At 42.3% G+C, this 21,040-nt stretch carries 25 protein-coding genes; 20 read left to right on the top strand and 5 right to left on the bottom strand.

Annotated elements, in window-relative coordinates; genetic code table 11:
* Positions 1-37: 37 nt before the first annotated feature.
* From MKO06_RS00475 to MKO06_RS00445, 7 genes are all read left to right on the top strand, one after another.
* Positions 38-628, top strand: coding sequence for a nucleotide exchange factor GrpE (locus tag MKO06_RS00475; protein ID WP_241550374.1), 591 nt, complete (start codon positions 38-40; stop codon positions 626-628).
* Positions 629-658: 30 nt separating this feature from the next.
* Positions 659-1,774, top strand: coding sequence for a molecular chaperone DnaJ (gene dnaJ, locus MKO06_RS00470; RefSeq protein ID WP_241550373.1), 1,116 nt, complete (start codon positions 659-661; stop codon positions 1,772-1,774).
* Positions 1,775-1,985: 211 nt separating this feature from the next.
* The gene (locus MKO06_RS00465; RefSeq protein ID WP_241550372.1) at positions 1,986-2,915 is read left to right on the top strand and encodes an ABC transporter ATP-binding protein; all 930 of its coding nucleotides are present in this window, start codon (positions 1,986-1,988) and stop codon (positions 2,913-2,915) included.
* Positions 2,908-4,197, top strand: coding sequence for an ABC transporter permease (locus MKO06_RS00460; protein ID WP_241550371.1), 1,290 nt, complete (start codon positions 2,908-2,910; stop codon positions 4,195-4,197). The genes MKO06_RS00465 and MKO06_RS00460 overlap by 8 nt, the downstream gene beginning before the upstream one ends.
* A 2-nt stretch (positions 4,198-4,199) precedes the next feature.
* Positions 4,200-5,132, top strand: coding sequence for a mechanosensitive ion channel family protein (locus MKO06_RS00455; RefSeq protein ID WP_241550370.1), 933 nt, complete (start codon positions 4,200-4,202; stop codon positions 5,130-5,132).
* Positions 5,125-6,018, top strand: a complete 894-nt coding sequence (locus tag MKO06_RS00450; RefSeq protein ID WP_241550369.1) for a DUF6268 family outer membrane beta-barrel protein — start codon at positions 5,125-5,127, stop codon at positions 6,016-6,018. The genes MKO06_RS00455 and MKO06_RS00450 overlap by 8 nt, the downstream gene beginning before the upstream one ends.
* Entirely contained in the window at positions 6,018-7,184 is a 1,167-nt protein-coding gene (locus MKO06_RS00445) for a sigma-54-dependent transcriptional regulator (protein WP_241550368.1), read from the top strand. Before MKO06_RS00450 ends, MKO06_RS00445 begins: the two co-directional genes overlap by 1 nt.
* Here MKO06_RS00445 and MKO06_RS00440 read toward each other — a convergent pair.
* Entirely contained in the window at positions 7,181-7,786 is a 606-nt protein-coding gene (locus MKO06_RS00440) for a hypothetical protein (RefSeq protein ID WP_241550367.1), read from the bottom strand. The genes MKO06_RS00445 and MKO06_RS00440 overlap by 4 nt on opposite strands.
* Before the next feature lie 73 nt (positions 7,787-7,859).
* Here MKO06_RS00440 and MKO06_RS00435 point away from each other — a divergent pair, with 73 nt between their 5' ends.
* The 5 genes from MKO06_RS00435 (at position 7,860) to MKO06_RS00415 (ending at position 12,478) form a co-directional block, all read left to right on the top strand.
* Positions 7,860-8,744 carry a PPK2 family polyphosphate kinase gene (locus MKO06_RS00435; protein ID WP_241550366.1) on the top strand — a complete coding sequence of 295 codons (885 nt, stop codon included), beginning with the start codon at positions 7,860-7,862 and terminating at the stop codon, positions 8,742-8,744.
* A gap of 57 nt (positions 8,745-8,801) precedes the next feature.
* Positions 8,802-10,223 (top strand): M20/M25/M40 family metallo-hydrolase, encoded by a 1,422-nt coding sequence (locus tag MKO06_RS00430; protein ID WP_241550365.1) that lies wholly within the window; start codon positions 8,802-8,804, stop codon positions 10,221-10,223.
* Positions 10,224-10,298: 75 nt separating this feature from the next.
* Positions 10,299-11,666 carry an MATE family efflux transporter gene (locus MKO06_RS00425; RefSeq protein WP_241550364.1) on the top strand — a complete coding sequence of 456 codons (1,368 nt, stop codon included), beginning with the start codon at positions 10,299-10,301 and terminating at the stop codon, positions 11,664-11,666.
* Positions 11,667-11,897 (top strand): hypothetical protein, encoded by a 231-nt coding sequence (locus tag MKO06_RS00420; RefSeq protein ID WP_241550363.1) that lies wholly within the window; start codon positions 11,667-11,669, stop codon positions 11,895-11,897. It begins immediately after the preceding gene.
* On the top strand, positions 11,897-12,478 hold the full coding sequence (locus MKO06_RS00415) for a phosphatase PAP2 family protein (RefSeq protein ID WP_241550362.1): 582 nt from the start codon (positions 11,897-11,899) through the stop codon (positions 12,476-12,478). The genes MKO06_RS00420 and MKO06_RS00415 overlap by 1 nt, the downstream gene beginning before the upstream one ends.
* Here MKO06_RS00415 and meaB read toward each other — a convergent pair.
* Entirely contained in the window at positions 12,464-13,540 is a 1,077-nt protein-coding gene (meaB, locus tag MKO06_RS00410; RefSeq protein ID WP_241550361.1) for a methylmalonyl Co-A mutase-associated GTPase MeaB, read from the bottom strand. The genes MKO06_RS00415 and meaB overlap by 15 nt on opposite strands.
* 104 nt (positions 13,541-13,644) lie before the next feature.
* Here meaB and MKO06_RS00405 point away from each other — a divergent pair, with 104 nt between their 5' ends.
* Positions 13,645-14,073 (top strand): Ohr family peroxiredoxin, encoded by a 429-nt coding sequence (locus tag MKO06_RS00405; RefSeq protein ID WP_241550360.1) that lies wholly within the window; start codon positions 13,645-13,647, stop codon positions 14,071-14,073.
* Between the two features lie 16 nt (positions 14,074-14,089).
* Here MKO06_RS00405 and MKO06_RS00400 read toward each other — a convergent pair whose 3' ends face one another.
* Positions 14,090-14,674 (bottom strand): DUF2911 domain-containing protein, encoded by a 585-nt coding sequence (locus MKO06_RS00400; RefSeq protein WP_241550359.1) that lies wholly within the window; start codon positions 14,672-14,674, stop codon positions 14,090-14,092.
* 129 nt (positions 14,675-14,803) lie between these two features.
* On the opposite strand from MKO06_RS00400, the gene MKO06_RS00395 reads away from it, so the two are divergent.
* From MKO06_RS00395 to MKO06_RS00380, 4 genes are read left to right on the top strand one after another with little or no spacing between them, the layout of a single operon-like run.
* Positions 14,804-15,349, top strand: a complete 546-nt coding sequence (locus MKO06_RS00395) for an RNA polymerase sigma factor (RefSeq protein WP_241550358.1) — start codon at positions 14,804-14,806, stop codon at positions 15,347-15,349.
* A complete protein-coding gene (locus MKO06_RS00390; RefSeq protein WP_241550357.1) occupies positions 15,333-15,953 on the top strand; it encodes a hypothetical protein in 621 nt (206 codons plus the stop codon). Before MKO06_RS00395 ends, MKO06_RS00390 begins: the two co-directional genes overlap by 17 nt.
* Positions 15,934-17,316 carry a hypothetical protein gene (locus MKO06_RS00385; RefSeq protein WP_241550356.1) on the top strand — a complete coding sequence of 461 codons (1,383 nt, stop codon included), beginning with the start codon at positions 15,934-15,936 and terminating at the stop codon, positions 17,314-17,316. Before MKO06_RS00390 ends, MKO06_RS00385 begins: the two co-directional genes overlap by 20 nt.
* Positions 17,317-17,358: 42 nt before the next feature.
* Positions 17,359-18,036: a peptidoglycan DD-metalloendopeptidase family protein gene (locus tag MKO06_RS00380; RefSeq protein ID WP_241550355.1), complete on the top strand. Its 678-nt coding sequence runs from the start codon at positions 17,359-17,361 to the stop codon at positions 18,034-18,036.
* Between the two features lie 181 nt (positions 18,037-18,217).
* Here MKO06_RS00380 and MKO06_RS00375 read toward each other — a convergent pair whose 3' ends face one another.
* A complete protein-coding gene (locus tag MKO06_RS00375) occupies positions 18,218-18,691 on the bottom strand; it encodes a DUF4199 domain-containing protein (RefSeq protein ID WP_241550354.1) in 474 nt (157 codons plus the stop codon).
* Positions 18,692-18,804: 113 nt separating this feature from the next.
* Positions 18,805-19,155: a DUF6249 domain-containing protein gene (locus MKO06_RS00370; protein ID WP_241550353.1), complete on the bottom strand. Its 351-nt coding sequence runs from the start codon at positions 19,153-19,155 to the stop codon at positions 18,805-18,807.
* A gap of 139 nt (positions 19,156-19,294) precedes the next feature.
* On the opposite strand from MKO06_RS00370, the gene MKO06_RS00365 reads away from it, so the two are divergent.
* The 3 genes from MKO06_RS00365 (at position 19,295) to MKO06_RS00355 (ending at position 20,923) form a co-directional block, all read left to right on the top strand.
* Positions 19,295-19,882 (top strand): RNA polymerase sigma factor, encoded by a 588-nt coding sequence (locus MKO06_RS00365; RefSeq protein WP_241550352.1) that lies wholly within the window; start codon positions 19,295-19,297, stop codon positions 19,880-19,882.
* Positions 19,866-20,252: a hypothetical protein gene (locus MKO06_RS00360; protein WP_241550351.1), complete on the top strand. Its 387-nt coding sequence runs from the start codon at positions 19,866-19,868 to the stop codon at positions 20,250-20,252. Before MKO06_RS00365 ends, MKO06_RS00360 begins: the two co-directional genes overlap by 17 nt.
* 365 nt (positions 20,253-20,617) lie before the next feature.
* Positions 20,618-20,923: a GIY-YIG nuclease family protein gene (locus MKO06_RS00355; RefSeq protein WP_241550350.1), complete on the top strand. Its 306-nt coding sequence runs from the start codon at positions 20,618-20,620 to the stop codon at positions 20,921-20,923.
* The last annotated feature ends 117 nt before the right edge of the window (positions 20,924-21,040 follow it).

The following is a 21,040-nucleotide window of genomic DNA, read 5'->3' as shown; positions in this document are numbered from 1 at the left end:
ATTTGACTAATAGAGCCTGAAATGAAATTGTTTTGAAATGAGTCAGAAAAAAGATAAAACCAAGCACGATAAGGAAATCAAGGATCAGGTAGAAGAAGCCATAGATAACGCAATTGATGAGGTGGAAGAAGAAGAGATGGCCGCGCATGAAAAGCCTGATACAGACGATATGGAGTTTTCTGAAGAAGACCGATTAAAGGAGGAACTTCAGAAAGAAAAAGATAAGTTTTTAAGACTTTTCGCTGAATTTGAGAACTATAAAAGGCGTACTTCTAAAGAAAGACTGGAATTGTTCAAGACTGCCAATCAGGAAGTATTGACAGCCATGCTGCCGGTAATGGACGATTTTGACAGGGCCCTGAATGAAATGAGAAAATCTGGCGATGAAGAGCTGATTCGCGGGATCGAGCTTATTCATAATAAATTGAAGGAAACCCTGAAGGCTAAAGGACTGGAGAGGATGATTGTAGAAAAGGGAGATGTCTTTGATGCCGAAGTTCATGAGGCTATTACTCAAATTCCTGCACCTTCAGATGATCTTAAAGGCAAGATTGTTGATGTAGTGGAGCCAGGTTATAAACTGGGCGAAAGAATTATAAGGTATCCCAAAGTAGTTACCGGCCAGTAAAAACTTTTTACGAATTAGTAAAAATCAGAAATGAAAGAAGATTATTACGAAATATTAGGCGTTAGTAAAGACGCTTCAGCAGCCGAAATCAAGAAAGCATATCGAAAAATGGCTTTGAAATATCACCCCGATAAAAATCCGGGCGATTCAAAAGCAGAAGATATGTTCAAAAAATCTGCTGAGGCATATGAAGTTTTAGGCAACCAGGAGAAGCGAGCCAAATATGATCGTTTTGGGCACCAGGCCTTTGAAGGCGGTGGCTTTGGCGGCGGCGGAATGAACATGGATGACATCTTCAGCCAGTTCGGCGATATATTCGGCGGCGGTTTTGGAGGTGGCTTCGGTGGCTTTGGCGGCGGTTTTGGAGGCGGCCAGAGACGTGCCAAAGGTAGCAATCTTCGTATCAGGGTAAGCTTAACGCTGGAAGAAATAGCCAATGGTTGTGAGAAGAAGATCAAGGTAAAGCGTAAAGTACAGGCACCCGGTACTACCTATAAAACCTGTAGTACCTGTAACGGTACGGGACAGGTGACCAGGGTTACCAATACCATACTTGGTAGAATGCAAACCGCTTCTCCATGTACGACCTGTGGCGGTAGCGGCCAGATAATCGATAAAAAGCCGGAAGGTGCCGATGCACAGGGGCTGGTAACCAGCGAGGAAACCGTTTCTATCAAGATCCCGGCGGGAGTTGAAGACGGCATGCAGCTAAAAGTAGCAGGAAAAGGTAATGATGCCCCCGGAAATGGTATTCCCGGAGATCTGCTGGTAGCCATCCAGGAGAAGGAACATCCAAGCCTGCAAAGAGAAGGAGATAACCTTCATTATGATCTTTATATCAGTTTTTCTGAAGCCGCGTTAGGAACCTCGAAAGAGATCGATACGGTAACCGGAAAGGTGCGTATCAAGATCGATGAAGGCGTTCAGTCTGGTAAAATTCTTAGACTTCGGGGTAAAGGGATCAACAGTATTAATGGATATGGCAAGGGAGATCTGCTAGTTCATGTAAATGTTTGGACACCTAAAACCCTTTCCAGAGAACAAAAAGAATTCTTCGAGCGTATGGCTGAAGACGAGAACTTCAGGCCAAGTCCCGAAAAAAGCGACAAAAGCTTCTTTGAGAAAGTAAAAGATATGTTTTCTTAAAAAGATGGTTTTAAGAAAAAATTTATATATTTGATTATCACTAAGTCTATTAGTGATAATTTTTCTTTTTCATAGCAATTTTTTTCCCATCCTTAATTTAATTAAGGGTGGGTTTTGTGCTTTCAGGGGGGCCTGCAAATTATAAAATCTTCTTAATCGGCTCCCACTCTCTCTGTATTTGTATATCTTTAAAATCCCTATAAATGGCTATATGGAAAATCTTTTAGTGGCAGAAAATATCTACAAGCGTTTTGGAAATTTTACTGCACTGAACAATGTCTCAATCAATATTCCCAGGGAAAGTATTTTCGGACTTTTAGGACCTAACGGGGCAGGAAAAACCACTTTTTTAAGGATCATAAACCAGATAACCATGCCCGATGAAGGCCGGGTTTACCTGGATGGAAAGCCATTACACCAGGATGATATCGTTCATATAGGATACCTTCCCGAAGAAAGAGGTTTGTATAAATCAATGAAGGTTGGAGAACAGGCTTTATATCTTGCCAGGTTAAAAGGGCTTAGCAAGGCAGAAGCCAGGGAACGCCTTAAGTTTTGGTTCAGGAAGCTGGAAATCGAAGACTGGTGGGATAAGAAGATACAGGAACTTTCTAAGGGTATGGCACAAAAAGTTCAGTTCGTGATCACGGTGCTGCACAGGCCAAAATTGCTCATCTTCGACGAACCTTTCAGTGGTTTCGATCCCGTAAATGCCAATTTGATCAAGGATGAGATCATTCAGTTAAAGGAGGAAGGAGCCACTATTCTTTTTTCTACCCATCGCATGGAAAGCGTGGAGGAATTATGTGATTATATCGCACTTATACATAAATCCAATAAATTGCTGGACGGCAAGGTTTCAGAAATTAAAAAAGAATATAAATCCAATACCTTTGAAGTGGGGCTGGATGCCATTGATGAGGCTACCCTGCGGCAGGAACTCGAAACGCGGTTCCAGGTTGGGCCTGCCAGGTTCAAGAGTATTCAGGATGATCTTAAGCTAAGCATTAAAATAGGTGAAAATGAAACTTCGAACGAGCTTATCCAATTTTTACTTTCAAGGGCACGGATCAACCATTTTGTCGAAGTGATCCCTTCGGTAAACGATATTTTTATTAAAACGGTGACCCAAAATGCGTAATTTAAGGCTTATCATTCATCGTGAATACCTGGCGAGAATCCGTAACAGGACCTTTATCGTGATGACGTTTTTGAGTCCGCTTATTTTTGTTGGGATGATATTGTTGATCGCTTATTTGAGCATGCTTAACAGCACCGAACAAAAGATAATTGGGATACATGACGATAGCGGGATGTTCGCTTCAGAATTCAAGGATACCAAAAATGTGCAGTATCTCGACTATTCGGGAAGGGATCTTGCAGATGCACGACAGGAAGTGCTAACCAATGAATATTTCGGACTTATTCATATCTCTTCGGCGCCAGGTGAAAAGACCAATGTGGAGTTCTTCGGCAAGGATACTCCAGGTTTTGGTACTATAGAAAATATCGAGAAGACCATTTCTGATAAATTAACCAGGGAGCAACTTATCGATAAGGGAATAGATGTATCAGAGATCGATAAGGCACGTGCCAAGGTAAATATAGATATCCAGAATTTTGCGGGGGAACGGAGCTCTAAAATGTCGAATTATATCAAGATGTTCTTTGGCGGAGCTGCCGGTTATCTTTTAATGATGTTCATTATCATATATGGAAATATGGTTATGCGCAGCGTGATCGAAGAAAAGACCAACCGAATTATCGAGATCATCGTGTCTTCGGTAAAGCCCATTCAGTTATTATTAGGTAAGGTAGTTGGGACTTCCCTGGCCGGGATCACCCAGTTCGTTATCTGGGTACTTCTTGGCACCGTTTTGTTGTTCGGGATCTCTTCTTTTCTAGGTATTGATCCTCTGGCGGCGCAGACACCGGCCTCTACGGTCGTAGACCAGGTGCCACAACCGGAGATCAACCAGTTGATGGTGGATATTCTTAATTTGCCTTATGCCAGTTTGATCACCTTCTTTTTCATCTATTTTATTTCAGGATATTTCCTGTACAGTGCTATCTATGCGGCAATTGGAGCGGCTGTAGACAGCGAGACCGATACACAGCAGTTCATGTTTCCCATAATACTTCCGCTGATATTAGGGATTTATGTAGGCTTCTTTTCGGTAGTTGAGAATCCCCATGGTACGGTTTCCACGATATTTTCCATTATACCCTTAACTTCACCAATAGTAATGCTCATGCGAATTCCGTTTGGTGTTCCGTGGTGGGAAATTTTGATCTCGATAGTGGTACTTATTGGGACCAACATAGCGGTGCTTTGGATATCGGCGAAAATATACCGGGTGGGAATCCTCATGTACGGGAAGAAACCAACTTATAAAGAGATCTATAAATGGCTTAAATACTAGTTATGCAGGATCAAAAAGTCAAAGAAAAGGTTACCGAGGTGATCGAACAGGATATCTGGGGAACCATTAAAGATATATGGCAATTCGGATTCAAGATCCCTATTGGGGGTGAAGAGGTGAACCTTTCAGTTGGGATGGTGATACTTGTGGTACTCGCATTCGTACTCACCAGTATTATCCTGCGCGTTATTCGTTCGTTTATCACTTCTAAACTGGTGGAAGAAGACAAGCTTAAGTTCATTAGCGTCTTCAAATTCATTAAATATATAGTTTACCTGGCTGTAGTGCTCATCACTCTTAGTTCTGCTGGGATCGATATTACCATACTGCTTACCGCCTCTGCTGCACTTTTCGTAGGTATTGGTCTTGCCTTACAGGAACTTTTCCAGGATGTTATTGGGGGCGTTTTTATCATTCTGGATAAATCGTTGCTGGTGGGTGATGTGATCGAAATGGATGGCAGGGTTGCCAGGGTTTTCGAGATCAAGTTACGAACTACCAGGGCACTCACAAGAGATGATAAGGTAATGATTATACCTAATCATAAGTTTATCAGCGATACGGTATTCAACTACACACAGAACCATAAAACCACCCGCGAACAGGTTAAGGTTGGAGTTTCTTATGGCAGTGATGTAGAAAAGGTTAGGGAGGTGCTGCTGGAATGTGCCAGGGAGCAGAAGGGAATACTTAAAAAGCCAGAACCTTTTATTTTGTTCGAAGACTTTGGGGATTCGGCCTTGCTTTTTGCCCTGCATTTTTATGTTTCAGACAGTTTTGTAGATCCCAAGGTGAAGAGTGAATTGAGGTTCAAGATCAACAATATGTTCAGACTGAACAATATAACCATTCCATTCCCTCAAAGAGATGTGCATATGTTCTATCCCGAGCCTAAGAAAGCTGTGGAACCCTTAAATGGCGATAGCGATGCGTAAACTGTTCGTACTTGCAATTTTTATTTGCTGCCAGACTGTATTTTCCCAGGCTACCGATCTTGCGAGGTTGGAATTCACTTATTTTCCCCAGAAGAATTCAGATAATTCCTTTCGCAGGGCCAGGGCTCAAATAGCTTTTCCTTTCGAGTTGAAAAAAGACGGTACCTACCTAATCCCGGGTTTTGAATACAGGAATGTCAATTTTATTTATGATGATCCCGAAGTATTCAATACCAGGGATCTGGACAGGTTTCAATCTTTCACCACAACCCTGGGCTATACCTTCAAAATAAATGAAGAATGGAGGTTTGGAGCCGAAACAGGTGTTAAGATCGCCTCCAATTTTTCTACCGGGAAAATTATAAACGAAGACCTGATCTATACCGGAACTGTTCTATTTGTTAAGATCAAGGAAGATGAACGATATTATGAACCCTGGAGGCTTATCGTGGGGTTAAGATATTCAACCACAGCCGGTTTTCCGTTCCCGTTACCAATAATTAATTATTATAAAAGATGGACTGAAAAATGGTCTTATAGCATTGGGCCTCCAAAATCCAATTTAAAGTATTATTTTAACGATAAACATAATTTACAGGCTTTCGTGACACTGGATGGCTTTTTTGCCAATGTTCAGAAAAATTTTGATGTCACGCCAGGTCTCAGTGATAACAATAATATTGCTGATAGTATGTCTATGACGATTCTGTTAAGCGGCCTGGGATATGAATACGGTATCACCGAACATCTAAGTTTCTATTTCTATGCGGGACATACCCTAATTAACGATATAAGGCTGCGTGACGGTAACAGGGATGATGTATATACAATTAACAAAACCAACACCTTTTACGGAAGAGGTGGATTAAAATTTTCAATATTCTAATGGCAAAGATTTTATTAATAGAAGATGAAGCAGCGATAAGAAGGGTCTTAAACAAGATCCTAACCGAAGAAAGCAAAGAATACGAAGTCACTGAGGCCGAAGATGGGCTTTCAGGGATGGATATGGTCAAAGATGAAGATTTTGACCTTATTCTTTGCGATATTAAAATGCCTAAAATGGATGGTGTTGAGGTGCTGGAAGCAGTCAAAAAGATAAAACCCGAAATCCCGGTGGTGATGATCTCTGGTCATGGCGATCTGGATACGGCGGTAAATACCATGAAAATAGGAGCCTTCGACTATATTTCAAAACCACCAGATCTCAACCGTTTGCTTAACACTGTACGCAATGCACTGGATCGCAAGGAACTTGAGGTAGAGAATACCCGGCTTAAGAAGAAGGTGAGCAAGAATTACGAGATGATAGGTGAGTCAGACGAGATCAAACACATCAAAAATATCATCGAGAAAGTAGCGCATACCGATGCCAGGGTATTGGTAACAGGACCTAACGGAACGGGGAAAGAGCTGGTAGCGCACTGGCTTCATCAAAAGAGCGACCGGTCTAAGGGCCCCATGATAGAAGTGAATTGTGCCGCCATCCCTTCAGAATTGATAGAAAGTGAATTATTCGGGCATGTAAAAGGAGCATTTACCTCGGCGAACAAGGATCGTGCAGGGAAATTCGAAGCCGCTAATAAAGGAACTATTTTTCTCGATGAGATAGGCGATATGAGCCTTTCGGCACAGGCCAAGGTACTTAGGGCGCTTCAGGAGAATAAGATCTCCAGGGTTGGTAGCGATAAAGACATCAAAATAGATGTAAGGGTGATTGCTGCGACCAATAAGGACCTGAAAAAAGAGATCGAAGAGAATAAATTCAGGGAAGACCTTTATCACCGACTAGCGGTAATTCTTATCGAAGTGCCACCGCTCAAGGACCGTAAAGAAGATATTCCACTTCTTGTGGAATACTTTAGCGAAAAGATCGCACAGGAACAGGGCACCAATAAGAAGGAATTCACCAGTGATGCAATCGAGGTACTGAAAAATTACGACTGGCGCGGGAACATTCGCGAATTGCGTAACGTTGTGGAACGGCTTTTCATCCTTGGTGGAAAAGAGATCACCAAAGAAGACGTTGAATTATTCGGAAGCAGGTTCTAGGACTTTTTGTTCCTTGGATTATTGGGATTGTATTTTAAGAAATACATGGTGTCCCCGCTTGGGTGATCCCATTTGTGAAACAGATCAAAACCAACCCGTTGGTAAACGATGGCATTCGTTCTCCCGCGGGTTTCAGCATATAGTTCAAGACCGGTTTCGTGAGCCCTTCTAAAGAATTCGTCCTTCATCTCTCTACCAACCTGGGTTTCGGCTCCGCGATACTCCTTAAGGATTCCCCAGAACCAGCAGTATAGATATTCGCCTTCCTGTGGTCGCTGATCTTTGATATATTTCTGGGTCTTCAGGATATTCATGGCATTACGAACGCCGGTAACATTCACCACCAGTTTTAGTTGAGACCACAGATCTTTCCAGATATTATCGTCTTTTTTACTGGTCTTAAAAAGTATGGCGATTCCCTGGCGGTTTTCTGAAACGATCAGCGCGTCTTTTTCGATCGCCTTTTCCACCATATGAGTCGCCAGGTAACGGAATCTTCGGTCCCTGTTCCCGCCTGTTCGTACGATATCCATCGAAGAAGGAATCTCTTTTAATAAGGTAGATACCTTTTCGATAATCTCTTCTTTTTCCTGTTTGTTCAAGCTGAATTTCTTTGTTGGCGAAGATAAAAATAAAAATTTTTAAAGGTCGTATATTTAAAACAAAGCTATCAAGATGAAAAATTTCAATTCTGAAGATTACCGTGTTAAGCAAAAGATCACGATCGAGAAGGAACCTACATTTGTAGACCTTGGAATGGACAGGGATCTAACCCGGCAGCGCATGAGAGAAACAAGGCAGAAACTGGGCGACTGGCAGGATATCATGTATGCGCATGGCAAGTATTCGGTGCTCGTATGTTTGCAGGGTACAGATACGGCCGGGAAAGACAGTTTGATCAGGGAGGTTTTTAAGGATTTCAATAGTAGGGGAGTGGTGGTTCATAGTTTTAAGGCTCCAACCAGCCGGGAACTCAAGCATGATTATTTGTGGAGACATTATATAGCCCTGCCCGAGCGCGGGAAATTTGGTGCTTTTAATCGCACCCATTATGAAAATGTGCTGGTGACCCGGGTTCATCCGGAATATATTCTGAATGAAAATATTCCTGGAATAGCTTCCGTAGACGATATCGATGAGAAGTTCTGGGAAGACCGGTTTGAACAGATCCGAAATTTTGAGGAACATATTGCTGAAAATGGCACCATCATCTTTAAATTCTTTCTTCACCTGTCTAAGGAAGAACAACGGCAAAGACTGCTGAGAAGACTGGATAAACCCAGTAAGAACTGGAAATTTTCGCCCGGGGATCTCAAGGAGCGGGAAGAATGGGATGAATACCAGGAATATTTTGAAGAAGCGATAAACAAAACCAGTACAAAAAAGGCGCCCTGGTATATTATTCCGGCCGATGATAAACGAACGGCAAGATTCCTGGTATGTAATATACTTTATGAAAGTCTGAAGGAATATAAGGACATAAAGGAACCAGAACTTGCTCAGGAGATCAGGAAACACCTCGATCTTTACAGGGAACAGTTGAAAAAGGAAAACAATTAAACATAAAACTTCATTTAATTGAAATTTTTAATTTTATTAGCCCAAAAATTGATCCAGATGAAAACCTTCAAAATGGGGCTTGTGCTGTTTTTGATCGCCATGAGCGCAACGGCTCAGAACCAGTATATATCAGATTCGCTTAGCATTAGAAAGATCTACGACATGTCATTGCTGAATGGCAAAAGTTACGAATGGCTGGATCACCTTTCCAATGAAATTGGAGGCAGGCTTTCCGGGTCCTATAAAGCACAGCAGGCAGTAGAATATACCAAAGCACAGCTCGAGGAACTGGGACTGGATAAAGTGTGGCTGCAGCCTGTAATGGTTCCAAAATGGACGCGTGGAGAACGTGAATTCGCCTTTGTACAAACCGGGCCGGGAGTAACCAGGAATGTGAATATAACCGCCCTTGGAGGATCGATAGCTACGCCAGCCGGTGGCACTAAAGCCCAGGTGCTGGAGGTGCAGGGTATCGAACAACTGGCTGAATACGGTCGCGAAAACATAGAAGGTAAAATAGTCTTTTTTAACAGGCCCATGCGGGCAGACCTGATCCATACTTTTGAGTCCTATGGCGGATGCGTGGATCAGCGTTATTCAGGAGCTAAAGAAGCAGCCAAATATGGTGCAGTAGGAGTGATCGTTAGATCTATGAACCTCAGGCTGGACGATTTTCCGCATACCGGATCCATGAGTTATGGCGATCTACCAGTAAAAGACCGAATCCCGGCTGCGGCCATCTCTACTAATGATGCCGAATATCTAAGCGGAATGCTTAAAATTCAGAAAGATCTTGAATTCTCTTTTAAACTCAGCTGCGAGCAGCACGAAGACGTGCAGTCTTATAACGTGATTGGTGAGATCACCGGTAGCGAATTTCCTGAGGATATTATGGTAGTGGGAGGCCACCTGGATTCCTGGGATATTGGTGATGGTGCTCATGACGACGGAGCCGGGGTAGTACAAAGCATGGAAGTGCTCAGGCTGTTCCGCGAAATAGGTTACACACCTAAGAGAACCTTGCGGGTAGTGCTTTTTATGAATGAAGAGAACGGTCTTAGGGGAGGTAATAAATACGCCGAGGTCGCAAAATCGAAAGGCGAAAATCATTTTTTCGCACTGGAAAGCGATTCGGGTGGGTTTACCCCCAGAGGTTTTGGAATTACAGCGAGTAAGGAGCAATTTGAAAGTGTTCTTTCCTGGAAAAAATTATTCAAACCCTATCTCATCCATTATTTTGAACGTGGTGGCGGAGGTGCCGATATTTCTCCTTTAAATGGCGGTGGTACCGTCCTGGCCGGACTGCGTCCCGATTCCCAGCGTTATTTTGATTATCATCATGCGGCGAACGATACCTTTGATAAAGTAAATAAACGTGAACTGGAACTTGGAGCGGCTACCATGGCTTCTCTTGTTTACCTGGTAGATAAGTATGGCTTTGAAAAGCCTATTCAGAATACCCAGGAGATCGCTGACTGATCCTTTAAAGATTTCAACTTTTTCGGGCTTAAAAGAATTTTAAAGCCTATACCTTTGCAGACCTAAATTTTAGTTTTGCAATTAACTGCCTATACAAGAGAATTCAGGAAAAACCTTAAGATCGCTTACCCGGTTATGCTGGGGCAGCTGGGGCATGTGCTGGTTGGGCTTGTTGATAACCTAATGATAGGCAGGTTAGGAGCTGCACCACTGGCTGCAGTTTCACTGGGGAATGCCCTGGTATTCATCGCCATGTCCCTGGGAATAGGATTTTCTTTTGCCATCACTCCCTTAATTGCCGAAGCCGATGGTGCCGACGACCTGGAAGGCGGAAGAAGTTATTTTCATCACGGACTTATTTTATGCACCTTAAACGGACTCTTTTTGTTCGTTTTCCTGCTTATTGCCAAACCGGCGCTGTATTACCTGGACCAGCCGGCCGAGGTGGTAGAACTGGCCATTCCCTATTTGAATATCGTGGCCTTTTCCATGTTGCCTTTAATGGCTTTCCAGGCCTTTAAACAATTCGCCGATGGACTTTCTCAAACCCGTTATGCCATGTATGCGACCTTGTTGTCTAATGTGGTAAACGTGGTTTTTAACTATCTTCTTATCTACGGAATCTGGATCTTTCCGAGGCTGGAACTTGAAGGAGCAGCTATTGGGACTCTGATCTCTAGGTTCTTTATGCTCTGGTTCATTTGGGAAATACTCAGAAGAAAGAAGAAATTCAGTGAATACTTTAAATGGTCTAAAAAAGAAATGCTGAAATGGGATATTTTCAGGCGTTTGCTGGCTTTGGGATTTCCTACCGCCCTGCAAATGCTGTTTGAAGTAGCTATTTTTACCGGAACCATTTTCCTGGCAGGAAATCTGGGAACCAATCCACAGGCTGCAAACCAGATCGCCCTGAACCTGGCATCCATGACCTTTATGATCGCCGTTGGCCTTGGTGTTACCGCGACCATCAGGGTAGGGAACCAGGTGGGCCTTAAAGCCTATAGGGAACTAAGAAGAATTGGCTATTCTATCTTTTTGCTGGTTTTCCTTATCGAAGCAGTTTTTGCGATCCTGTTCATATTATTAAAAGATATCCTACCTGTTTTTTATATCGATAATGCTGAGGTGATCGCTCTTGCGGCTCAATTGCTCATAATTGCAGCACTGTTCCAGCTAAGTGACGGGATACAGGTCGTGATCCTGGGAGCATTAAGAGGACTTCAGGACGTGAAGATCCCCACCATTATTTGCTTTATCTCCTACTGGGTGATAGGCTTCCCTGTGAGTTTCTATTTTGGCCAGGCAGAAAGGCTTGGAAGCATGGGAATCTGGCTTGGCCTGCTGGCAGGCTTGACATCCTCTGCAATATTGCTATATTTCAGGTTCAATTACCTGAGCAAAAAAATGATACGAACTAAAGAATTAATTAATACCGCTATATAAATGGAACTTCCAAAATTCATATTAGGAGATAATACCGATCATCCTGAAGCGATCTTCGTGATCCATACCGAATTCCCCCGATTTATAATCAACCTTGAGAATGACGAGATAGAATGGTTTGAAGACTTCGATAAGGAAGACGAAAAGGAACTTGCGAGTGAGACCGAAAACCTGATCGTTCAGGCCAGTGAATTTTACGATCGCGAGGTATCCAGATACGAAGAAGATTAATGGAACGAATTTCAGAATTAGACCGGGAGCTTTTCCTTTATCTCAACAACCTTGGTAATGAAACCTGGGACTGGCTGTGGATTGGCCTTAGCGATAAATGGATGGCGATCCCGCTTTATGCCTTTTTGTTATATCTGCTTTTTAAGAAGTTTGGTTCAAAACCAACCCTCATTACGATGGTGGTGATCGCACTATTGATAACTGCTACAGATCAGTTGGCGAACCTGTTCAAACATGGTTTTGAAAGACCCCGGCCCTGCAGGCAGGAAGGAGTGATGGAATATGCCCGGTTCATCGCCGAACGTTGTGGCAGGTTTGGCTATTTTTCGGCACATGCGGCAAATTCCACCGGGGTGGCTGTTTTCCTTAGTCTTATTTTCAAGGAGCATTATCCAAAACTGGTGGTTTTTCTTGCCATCTGGGCCGTGCTGGTTTCCTATAGCCGTATTTATCTTGGGGTGCACTACCCGGGAGATGTGATCACCGGAATGTTGATAGGTTTGGTGTTTGGTTACCTGTTCTTTTTACTTCGGAAGTTTTTGATCAGGAAATTCCTGAAAAATGAATCAGTCCAGGCTTAGCAAATATTTAGCAGCTGCGAAGGCCGTGGTCTTGTTTTCTTCGATAAGCTGAAGTTGTTCCTCTAAAGCTGATTTTATCTTCGGATCGTTATAGAACCTGTTTTTGAGATGGTCATTAATGGTTTGGTGCAGCCAGAATTTGTTCTGCTGATGCCTGTTATGCTCAAAATAGCCGTTCTGTGCTGTCTTTTCCCTATATTCTGAAATCATTTTCCAGACTTCAGGAATGCCTTCATTATATAAAGCACTGCACAGTTTTACTTCGGGTTTCCATTCGCTTTCCTTGGCAGGATATAGCTGAAGCGCCCTGTTGAATTCCAATTTCGCATCCCTGGCCGGTTTCTGGTTATCACCATCGGCCTTGTTGATCACGATGGCATCGGCCATTTCCACGATCCCTCTTTTAATGCCCTGTAATTCATCACCGGCACCTGCCAGTTTCAGTAACAGGAAAAAGTCGGTCATGCTATGAACTGTGGTCTCGCTTTGTCCAACCCCTACCGTTTCGATAAGGATCACATCAAAGCCGGCTGCTTCACATAGAATGATACTTTCGCGGGTCTTCCTGGCCACTCCGCCAAGAGAATCTCCACTCGGGGAAGGCCTTATAAAGGCGTTTGATTCCTTTACAAGGTTTTCCATACGGGTTTTATCGCCGAGTATGCTTCCGTGAGAGACGGAGCTGCTGGGATCTACCGCGAGTACGGCTACTTTTTTGCCCTCGGAGATCAGGTAACTTCCAAAGCTTTCTATAAAAGTGCTTTTTCCAACTCCCGGGACTCCTGTTATTCCAATCCTGATCGATTTTTGAGAATAAGGAAGAGCGCCTTCCACCAGCTGTTCAGCCTGTTTTTGATGGCTAAGCTGGTTGCTTTCGATAAGAGTAATTCCTTTGCCCAGGGCAGTTTTGTTTCCCTGGAGCAGATCCTTCAGCAGTTGTTCGATCGAAACCTTTTTCTTTCTGAAATTCCTGATTCGACTGGCCGACTGGGAACTAACATTCCCGGAAGATGGTTTGCTTTGCGACTCGCTTAAGGCTGATTTTTTAGGGCTTTCACTCAAAACTGAAGGGAATATTTAGCACAAATTTATGAATTTGATTTGGAGGCATGATCAATTGGGTGGTATATTGATGCGAAACTAAAATACTTAAATTATTTCACGCAATGAAGAATTTGTATAAAACTAGCGTAACTACCCAGGGTGGTCGTAACGGGCGCACCCGTAGTGAAGATGGTGTTCTGGATATGGAACTTAAAAAACCAAAAGGCCTTGGTGGGCCGGGAGGAAATTATTCAAATCCCGAGCAGCTTTTTGCAGCTGGTTATTCTGCCTGTTATGGTAGTGCCCTTGAACATGTAGCCGAAAAACATAAGGTCGATCTTGGAGATTACAGTGTAACTGCCACCGTAAAACTTGGGGTTACCGATAAGGAAAACCTGCAGCTAACGGTGATCCTGGATTCCTATATTCCCGGGGTAGATGTAGAAACCGGTGAAAAGCTGGTAAACGAAGCCCATGAAGTATGTCCTTATTCCAGGGCAACCAGGGATAATGTGGATGTGACCCTTAACCTTCTACTAGATGAAGAATAAAAGGAAATTAAAATAGTTAATTAACAGAGGCTCCTTCGGGGGCCTCTGCCATTTTTAAGGGAAGGCTTACCAGCGTGCGATCCCATACGAACATCATGTTGATGAATTCAGCCTCCTGTTCCAGTAAGATGGTGAACTGGTCTATGTTTTGCGAAAGTTTCTCAACCGGCCTTTCGAGTACCAGTGCATCAGATTCCGGATTTCTATAGGCCTTTTCCTCCATATCGATACCCCACGGGTACATTTCAGAATTAAAGATCACCTTCCAGCTGTTTTCCATTGGGATGGTCCATAAGGTATATTTTCCGGCAGGTAATAAACTGCCATCTACCAGCAGGTCATGATTGGTTTCAAAGGTGGTGGCCTCATTGGCGCCGGTTCGCCATACTTCATTATAGGGCACCAGCTGCCCGAATATCTCCCTTCCCTTTTTATAAGGGCGATTATAGAAAATCTCAATCCTTAGCTCATCCTTCTGAAAAATGACCGTATCCTCAGGACTATGGGCCTTTGTGGTGTATCTAATGATCATAAAAAGGATTAATCCCAGCAATACGATCATACCCGCGATCTTCAGAAATACCTTAAAGGTTGGATTCATTTTTCTTCAGCTTATATCCCTAAATTTAAGAATATTGCCCAGAAACTAATTTTTTTTCGGAATTTTTGCAACGCGAGGTTTTTTAGCTCGTCTTTAAAGTGAACTAACCCATCAAAAAACAAATTAAAGTTGATACAGCATCAGTTAATAGAAGCTTGTAAGCAAAATAGCCGGAGGGCCCAGCTCAAGCTGTATAACAAGTATTGCGAGGGGATGTATTATGTGGCTTTACGTTTTATGAAGGATTCCATGGAGGCAGAAGATGCCATGCAGGAAGCTTTTATCAAAGCATTCAACAAATTACACCAATTCAACGGCGAAGTCACCTTTGGTGCCTGGCTTAAGAAGATCGTGATCAACAAGTGCCTGGATAAATTAAAGGCAAAACGAATGGAACTGGTAGCCATCAACGAACAGGTGATGGGCACGGTAGAGGAAGAAGAAAACTGGCAGGTGGAAGATGGAATCGGAATTGAAGAAGTAAAACGAGAGATCGATAGGCTGCCCGAAAAATATAAATATCCGCTCATGTTATTCCTTATCGAAGGATATGACCATGAAGAGATCAGTGAGATACTGGATATTACACAGGTTGCATCACGAACACTGGTGCACCGCGGAAAGAAAAAATTACAGGACGAACTAAAAACCATAAGCAATGGGACAGGATATTAGAGAAATGTTCCGCAAGGAGGAACATATAAGCACGGAAAGACTTAAAAGCGGGCATCAAAATCGATTCGAAGCCAGGCTTGATGAAGCTTTCCCGGAGAAAAAGAAAAAAAGCAATTTTTATCAAATCTTACAGATCGCTGCCATTTTGGTAGTGGCGCTGGGAATTGGAGGCTTCTTCTTTTTCAACGATTCCGGGCAGAATCCTGGTGATGAAAATACCCAGATCGTAGATACACCCGTAGTAGAAAAAGGCAATGAGGAGGAGACCACTCCGGTAAACGAATACCGTTTAAGCGATGTTTCCCCTCAATTCAAGAAAATAGAAGATTACTATATGGCAAGTCTTAATCTTCAACTTGCCAAACTGGATATGACTCCAGAGAATAAAGAACTCATAGATGCATTTATGACCAAGCTGGAAACCCTGGATGATGAATATAAGGCATTGAATGCCGAGATCCAGGAAACCGGTATCAATGAAGAAACCGTGGAGGCCATGATCTCTAATCTGCAGTTGAGACTGGACCTGCTCACAAAATTAAAAACCAAATTGAAGGAAATTCAACAATCAAAAGATAATGGAAATGAAAACTACAAAGCATAATTTAATGATACTTTGCCTGCTCTTCATCACGGCGGCAGGCTTCGCCCAGAGCAAAAAACTGAGCAAAACCTACAAGACTTCGGCTAATGTGGATGTAAAGGTAGATTCGCGACACACCAATATCGTGGTAGAGAACTGGGATAAGAATGAAGTTAAGATCGAGGCTTTTATTGACTTGGAGGGCATGAGCAAGGAGCAAACCCAGAAATTCCTCGATGCCTGGGACCTGCAAACTTCAGCAGATAATGGCGAAGTAAGGATCAAGTCCGGTGGCGGAATGAATATGGATATTGACCTTAATATGAGTCAGCTGGAAGGAGCTTTATCCCAGCTGCCCGAGATTCTGGAACCTCTTATGGAAAACCTGGGGCCAATGATCTCTGGCATGACCCAACAACCGCTTCCGCCAGAGCTAACAGAGAATATGAGTCATATCAAATTCGACTATGATGCCTATAAAAGAGATGGTGATAAATATCTCAAGGAATGGGAAAAGAATTTTGAAAAGAAATTCGGAAAGGATTTTGAAGTCAAAATGGAGAAGTGGGCCAAAGAAGTAGAGAAGAACAGCGAACAGTATGAGAAAGAGTATGAGGCCAAAATGGAAGTCTGGGCCAAAGGCTTTGAAAAGGATATGGAAGCCTGGGGAGAGGAATTTGGTAAGAAGATGGAAGCCTGGGGTGAGCAATTCGGAAAGCAGTTCGAAGCCCAGATGGAAAACGGAGGCAATATCTATATTCTTGACGGAAGGGAAACTTCCAAATCTAAAAAGACCATCAAGCTATGGGTTCCCAATGACGCCAAGCTGCATATGAATGTACGTCATGGTGAACTTAAACTGGGAAGCACTGTAAAGAACCTGAAAGCCGAACTGTCCCACAGTCGGCTTTCAGCCAACAGGCTCATGGGTCCAAATACCAATGTTAAAGTTGCCTATTCACCAGTTCAGATCGCCTACTGGGATTATGGAGTGCTTAGAACCGAGTTCGTGAAGAGCTGTACCATAGATAAGGCGGTAAGCATTAAACTGGAATCCAATTCGAGTGATATCGTAATTAAGGAACTTCAGAAGACTGGGGTTTTAAATGGTTCCTTCGGCAAATTACGAATTGCTGATCTTGGTTCAGGATTTGAAACCCTGAACATAACTCTGGAGAACAGTGACCTTGTATTGGATATTCCTGAAACCGCTTTCAATTTTAATTTTAACGGGATGCAAAGCTCTATCAAATATCCTCAAAGCATGACGCTGAAGTCTACCAAATCTTACGATAACCAGATCCTTAACGGGTATAATAAATCCAGGAATGGAAACGGTAGTATTTCTATCAAAGCAAATTTCAGCGACGTATTGATAAATTAAATTCTAGCCATTACATTTGGCCTCTTTTAATTGCCGATTGTGATGCAGAACTTTGCCGAATTTTTGAATGAGATTACAACAGGATTTACGCCTGTAATTGGAGGAGATTACGAGCATAGGGATTATGCCTATATCGATCTTTCAGAAAACAATCGCGACCTGTTAAAACTTGAAGTTGCTTCCTCGGAAGCATTTTCGGTTTTTATAGATGAATACCTGAAAAACCGAAATTCGCGAGCTGCTTATGGCGGATATAATGAGCTTAGAACCCTTTATAATCGAAGCGAATTGTTTAATAATGCGGCTTCCAACAGGAATATTCATATAGGACTGGACATCTGGGTGCCTGCAAATTCTGTGATTATTAGTCCGCTGGACGGAAAAATTCACAGTTTTAAAGACAATTCCAATTTTGGCGATTACGGGCCTACCATCATCCTGGAACATACTTTAAACGGAAGAACATTTTATACCCTTTACGGACATTTAAGCCGAAGATCACTGACATATCTTGAAGTTGGGAAAGAGGTCAGTGCCGGTGAAAAAATAGCTGAACTCGGAGACTTCTCTGAAAATGGTGATTATGCTCCGCATTTGCATTTCCAGGTGATCGAAGACCTGCAAGGTAGAATCGGCGATTTCCCGGGAGTGGTAAAAAGGGAAGATCTGGAATCTTATTTAGAGATCTGCCCGGATCCTAATTTGTTGTTGAAGATTTAATCTGCGTCACCCTGAATTTATTTCAGGGTCTTCTTTTTATCCAGATGCTGAAACAAGTTCAGCATGACGCTGTAGGAATAGAATACTATAGGCGGCCTAAATTTATTTCAGTTTTTCTTATCTAATAAATCCTGAAAATTCCCGATGTTTTGAAAAGATTGAGAATAATTTATGCTAAAAACTACTTCTTCCTTACAAACAAGGCTACCACCGCCGAAGTGACAATACCCACGGTGAGCGAAAAGAAAAAGGCCTGCAGCATATAGGAATTCAAATTAAAATAGGCCTCGGCATCTTCACGTTTATTACCTATTTCAATTGAGTGGGTAATGGCATTATCAAAATAATCGGGGGTGATGAATTCATGGGTTATAAACATGGCCAGGGGAGAAAGGATTGCCACTACGATACTAATGATCACTCCAGAAACAAAGCCCTGCGACCAGTTCATTTGGTCTTTATAAAAATTCTTGCGTTTATCGAGTAATGCCAGGACGTATAATAGAACGGCTACGATCCCGAAAATATTGGTATAAATAGCATGCTGGGCGATTTTTTCATCATGCCATCCCAGGGCTTTTTCTATGAACATCCATACAAGTGAGACGATCGTAAAAATTATACCCCATTTGATCTCGATAGCGAATTTTTTCATTGCTTGGTTGTCGATTGATTAGTGTGTTAAAATTAGTAAAATTCCGCCAGCTACTACCAAAATTAAAAATCCCGAAATTGCTTTCGGGATTTGATGAGTGTTAGATGTGTTACTTAGGCATCTTCATTTAGTTTTTTGGTGGCGAAGAATCCTGCAAAAAGACCAAGACCTGCTAAGAGGAAGATCGTTCCGGGATAGACGATATCTTCTTCTATTCCAAGGACGGAGCGAAGGAGCTCGGCAAGGAAGATCCCAATACCAATACCCACTAATAGCAATGCCAGGTTGATGACTATGACCTTCCAGATAGGAGTTACATGTTTCTTTTTGCTGTAAAAGATGCTGGCGTCGGCTCCTTTATCTATTAAAGCCAGGCGTTCCCGGTTTCTCGCTGTGATGTACAAATAGAACATTCCAAAAATTACTCCGAAAATGATTGGCATGATGATTACTTCTGAACCCATAATAATTGATTTTTAAGTTGAAAATAAAAGTTCGTTTTCTATTAGGACGCCGTGTTTTTTATTCCGGTTACAAAATGTTTTAAATTATTTTTAGGATCGGCTGTAACCTAGAGGTGAAATTTGTCGTCATACAGGTATAATGACCAGCAAAACCGACCAGTATTTGATCGATAAAGTCCTTGGGGGAGACAGCCTTGCCTATGGTGAGCTGGTAGATCGTTACCAGAATTTTGTTTTTACAGTTGCTTTCCGGATGTTGAGAAACAGGGAAGAGGCTGAGGAGGTCGCGCAGGACAGTTTTATCAAGGCATTTGATTCCTTGCCTGGTTTTCGGGGAGAATCAAAATTCTCCACCTGGCTGTATCGTATAGTCTATCATAAATCGCTGGACAGGATCAAAAAGAATAAGAGACAACAGCATTTAGAGGTCATTGAGGAGATCACGGCCCAGCAGGTAGTTGAGATTGAAAATGGACTGGAGTATATGATCCAGTCTGAAAGGCATGAATTGATAGGCAACTGTATACAAAAACTGTCAGAAGAGGATGCAGCGATCATCAGTTTATATTATTTCGAAGAACAGTCCGTAAAAGAGATTTCAGTAATTACAGGACTTACCGAAGATAATATCAAGATAAAATTATACCGTAGCCGTAAAAGATTATTTTCACTTTTAAAGGGCTATATAAAACCTGAAATATCAGCAAAAAATGGAAAAGCAATTTGATAGGGAAGAAGAGCTGCTAAAAAAGCTGCTGAATGAAGTAGGAGCAGAGATACCATCGGCCGGGATGAAAGATAATATCATGCGCCAAATAAGCTGGAAAACTGCCAAAATAAAGCCATACAAACCGCTGATCCCGGCTTTTATGTGGTATATCATTGGAGGGGTCCTGCTTTCTTCAATGGGCCTGCTTTATAGTATGTATGCGGAAGTTTCTTTTAACTGGGATCTGGGATCACCAGCTTTTAATTTCTTTCAGCTGCCTGTATTGGAATTTTCTAAGATCATGCAGTATGCAATTGCTTTAGTAGGTCTGTTCTTTTTACAGATCCCGATTCTTAAAAGGTTTTTGGACAGGCAGTTTGGGTATTAATTATTCTGGATAATTTGGCGCACTGAGCTTTTCGAAGTGCTTTTTAATAAATGAAATTAAACTTCGTTGAAGCTTTTGTTGCACTGAGCTTGTCGAAGTGCTTTCAAAAAATATCACTTTAACTTCGTTTATATAGTTTTATCTAGTGGTTGACGTTGGACTGCTCCCTTCGACAGGCTCAGGGAAGCAGTTCGAGGAAGTTAATTCTTCAACAGATTAAGCTTTACAGGCTCAATCTTCGACAAGCCCCTCTAGATTGCAAAAAAATGTCGCACTGAGCCTGTCGAGGTGCTTTTAAATAAATGAAGTTAACTTCGTTGAAATTTTTGTTGCACTGAGCCTGTCGAAGTGGGTAATTGGGAATTATGAAATTATATTTTGTATATATAGTTCAATGCAATGATAAATCTTACTATGTTGGAATGACCTCCAATATGGAACAAAGATTAAATGAGCATAATTCTGGAAAATATCCGGACGCTTATACTTTTAGCCGAAGGCCTGTAGAATTGAAATGGATAGAACAATTTACCGATCCAGATATAGCTATGGATTGGGAAAAGAAGCTCAAGGGCTGGAGCCGTAAAAAGAAGGAAGCGCTTATTTTAAATGATTGGGATAGATTAATAAGACTCTCTAAGAATTATACCCAATTCGGTAAACCTAAATAAAAGTATTACCTGAACTGCCCCTTCGACAAGCTCAGGGAAGCAGTTCTAGTTGGGTTTTACTTCAACGAGCTGTTCGGGATGGCTGAAAAATCTTGTCGCACTGAGCCTGTCGAAGTG

The sequence above is a fragment of the Christiangramia oceanisediminis genome (assembly GCF_022570735.2).
Taxonomy (GTDB): domain Bacteria; phylum Bacteroidota; class Bacteroidia; order Flavobacteriales; family Flavobacteriaceae; genus Christiangramia; species Christiangramia oceanisediminis.
Note: the sequence above shows the minus strand (reverse complement) of the source record. Positions and strands in the feature narration are given on the sequence as shown.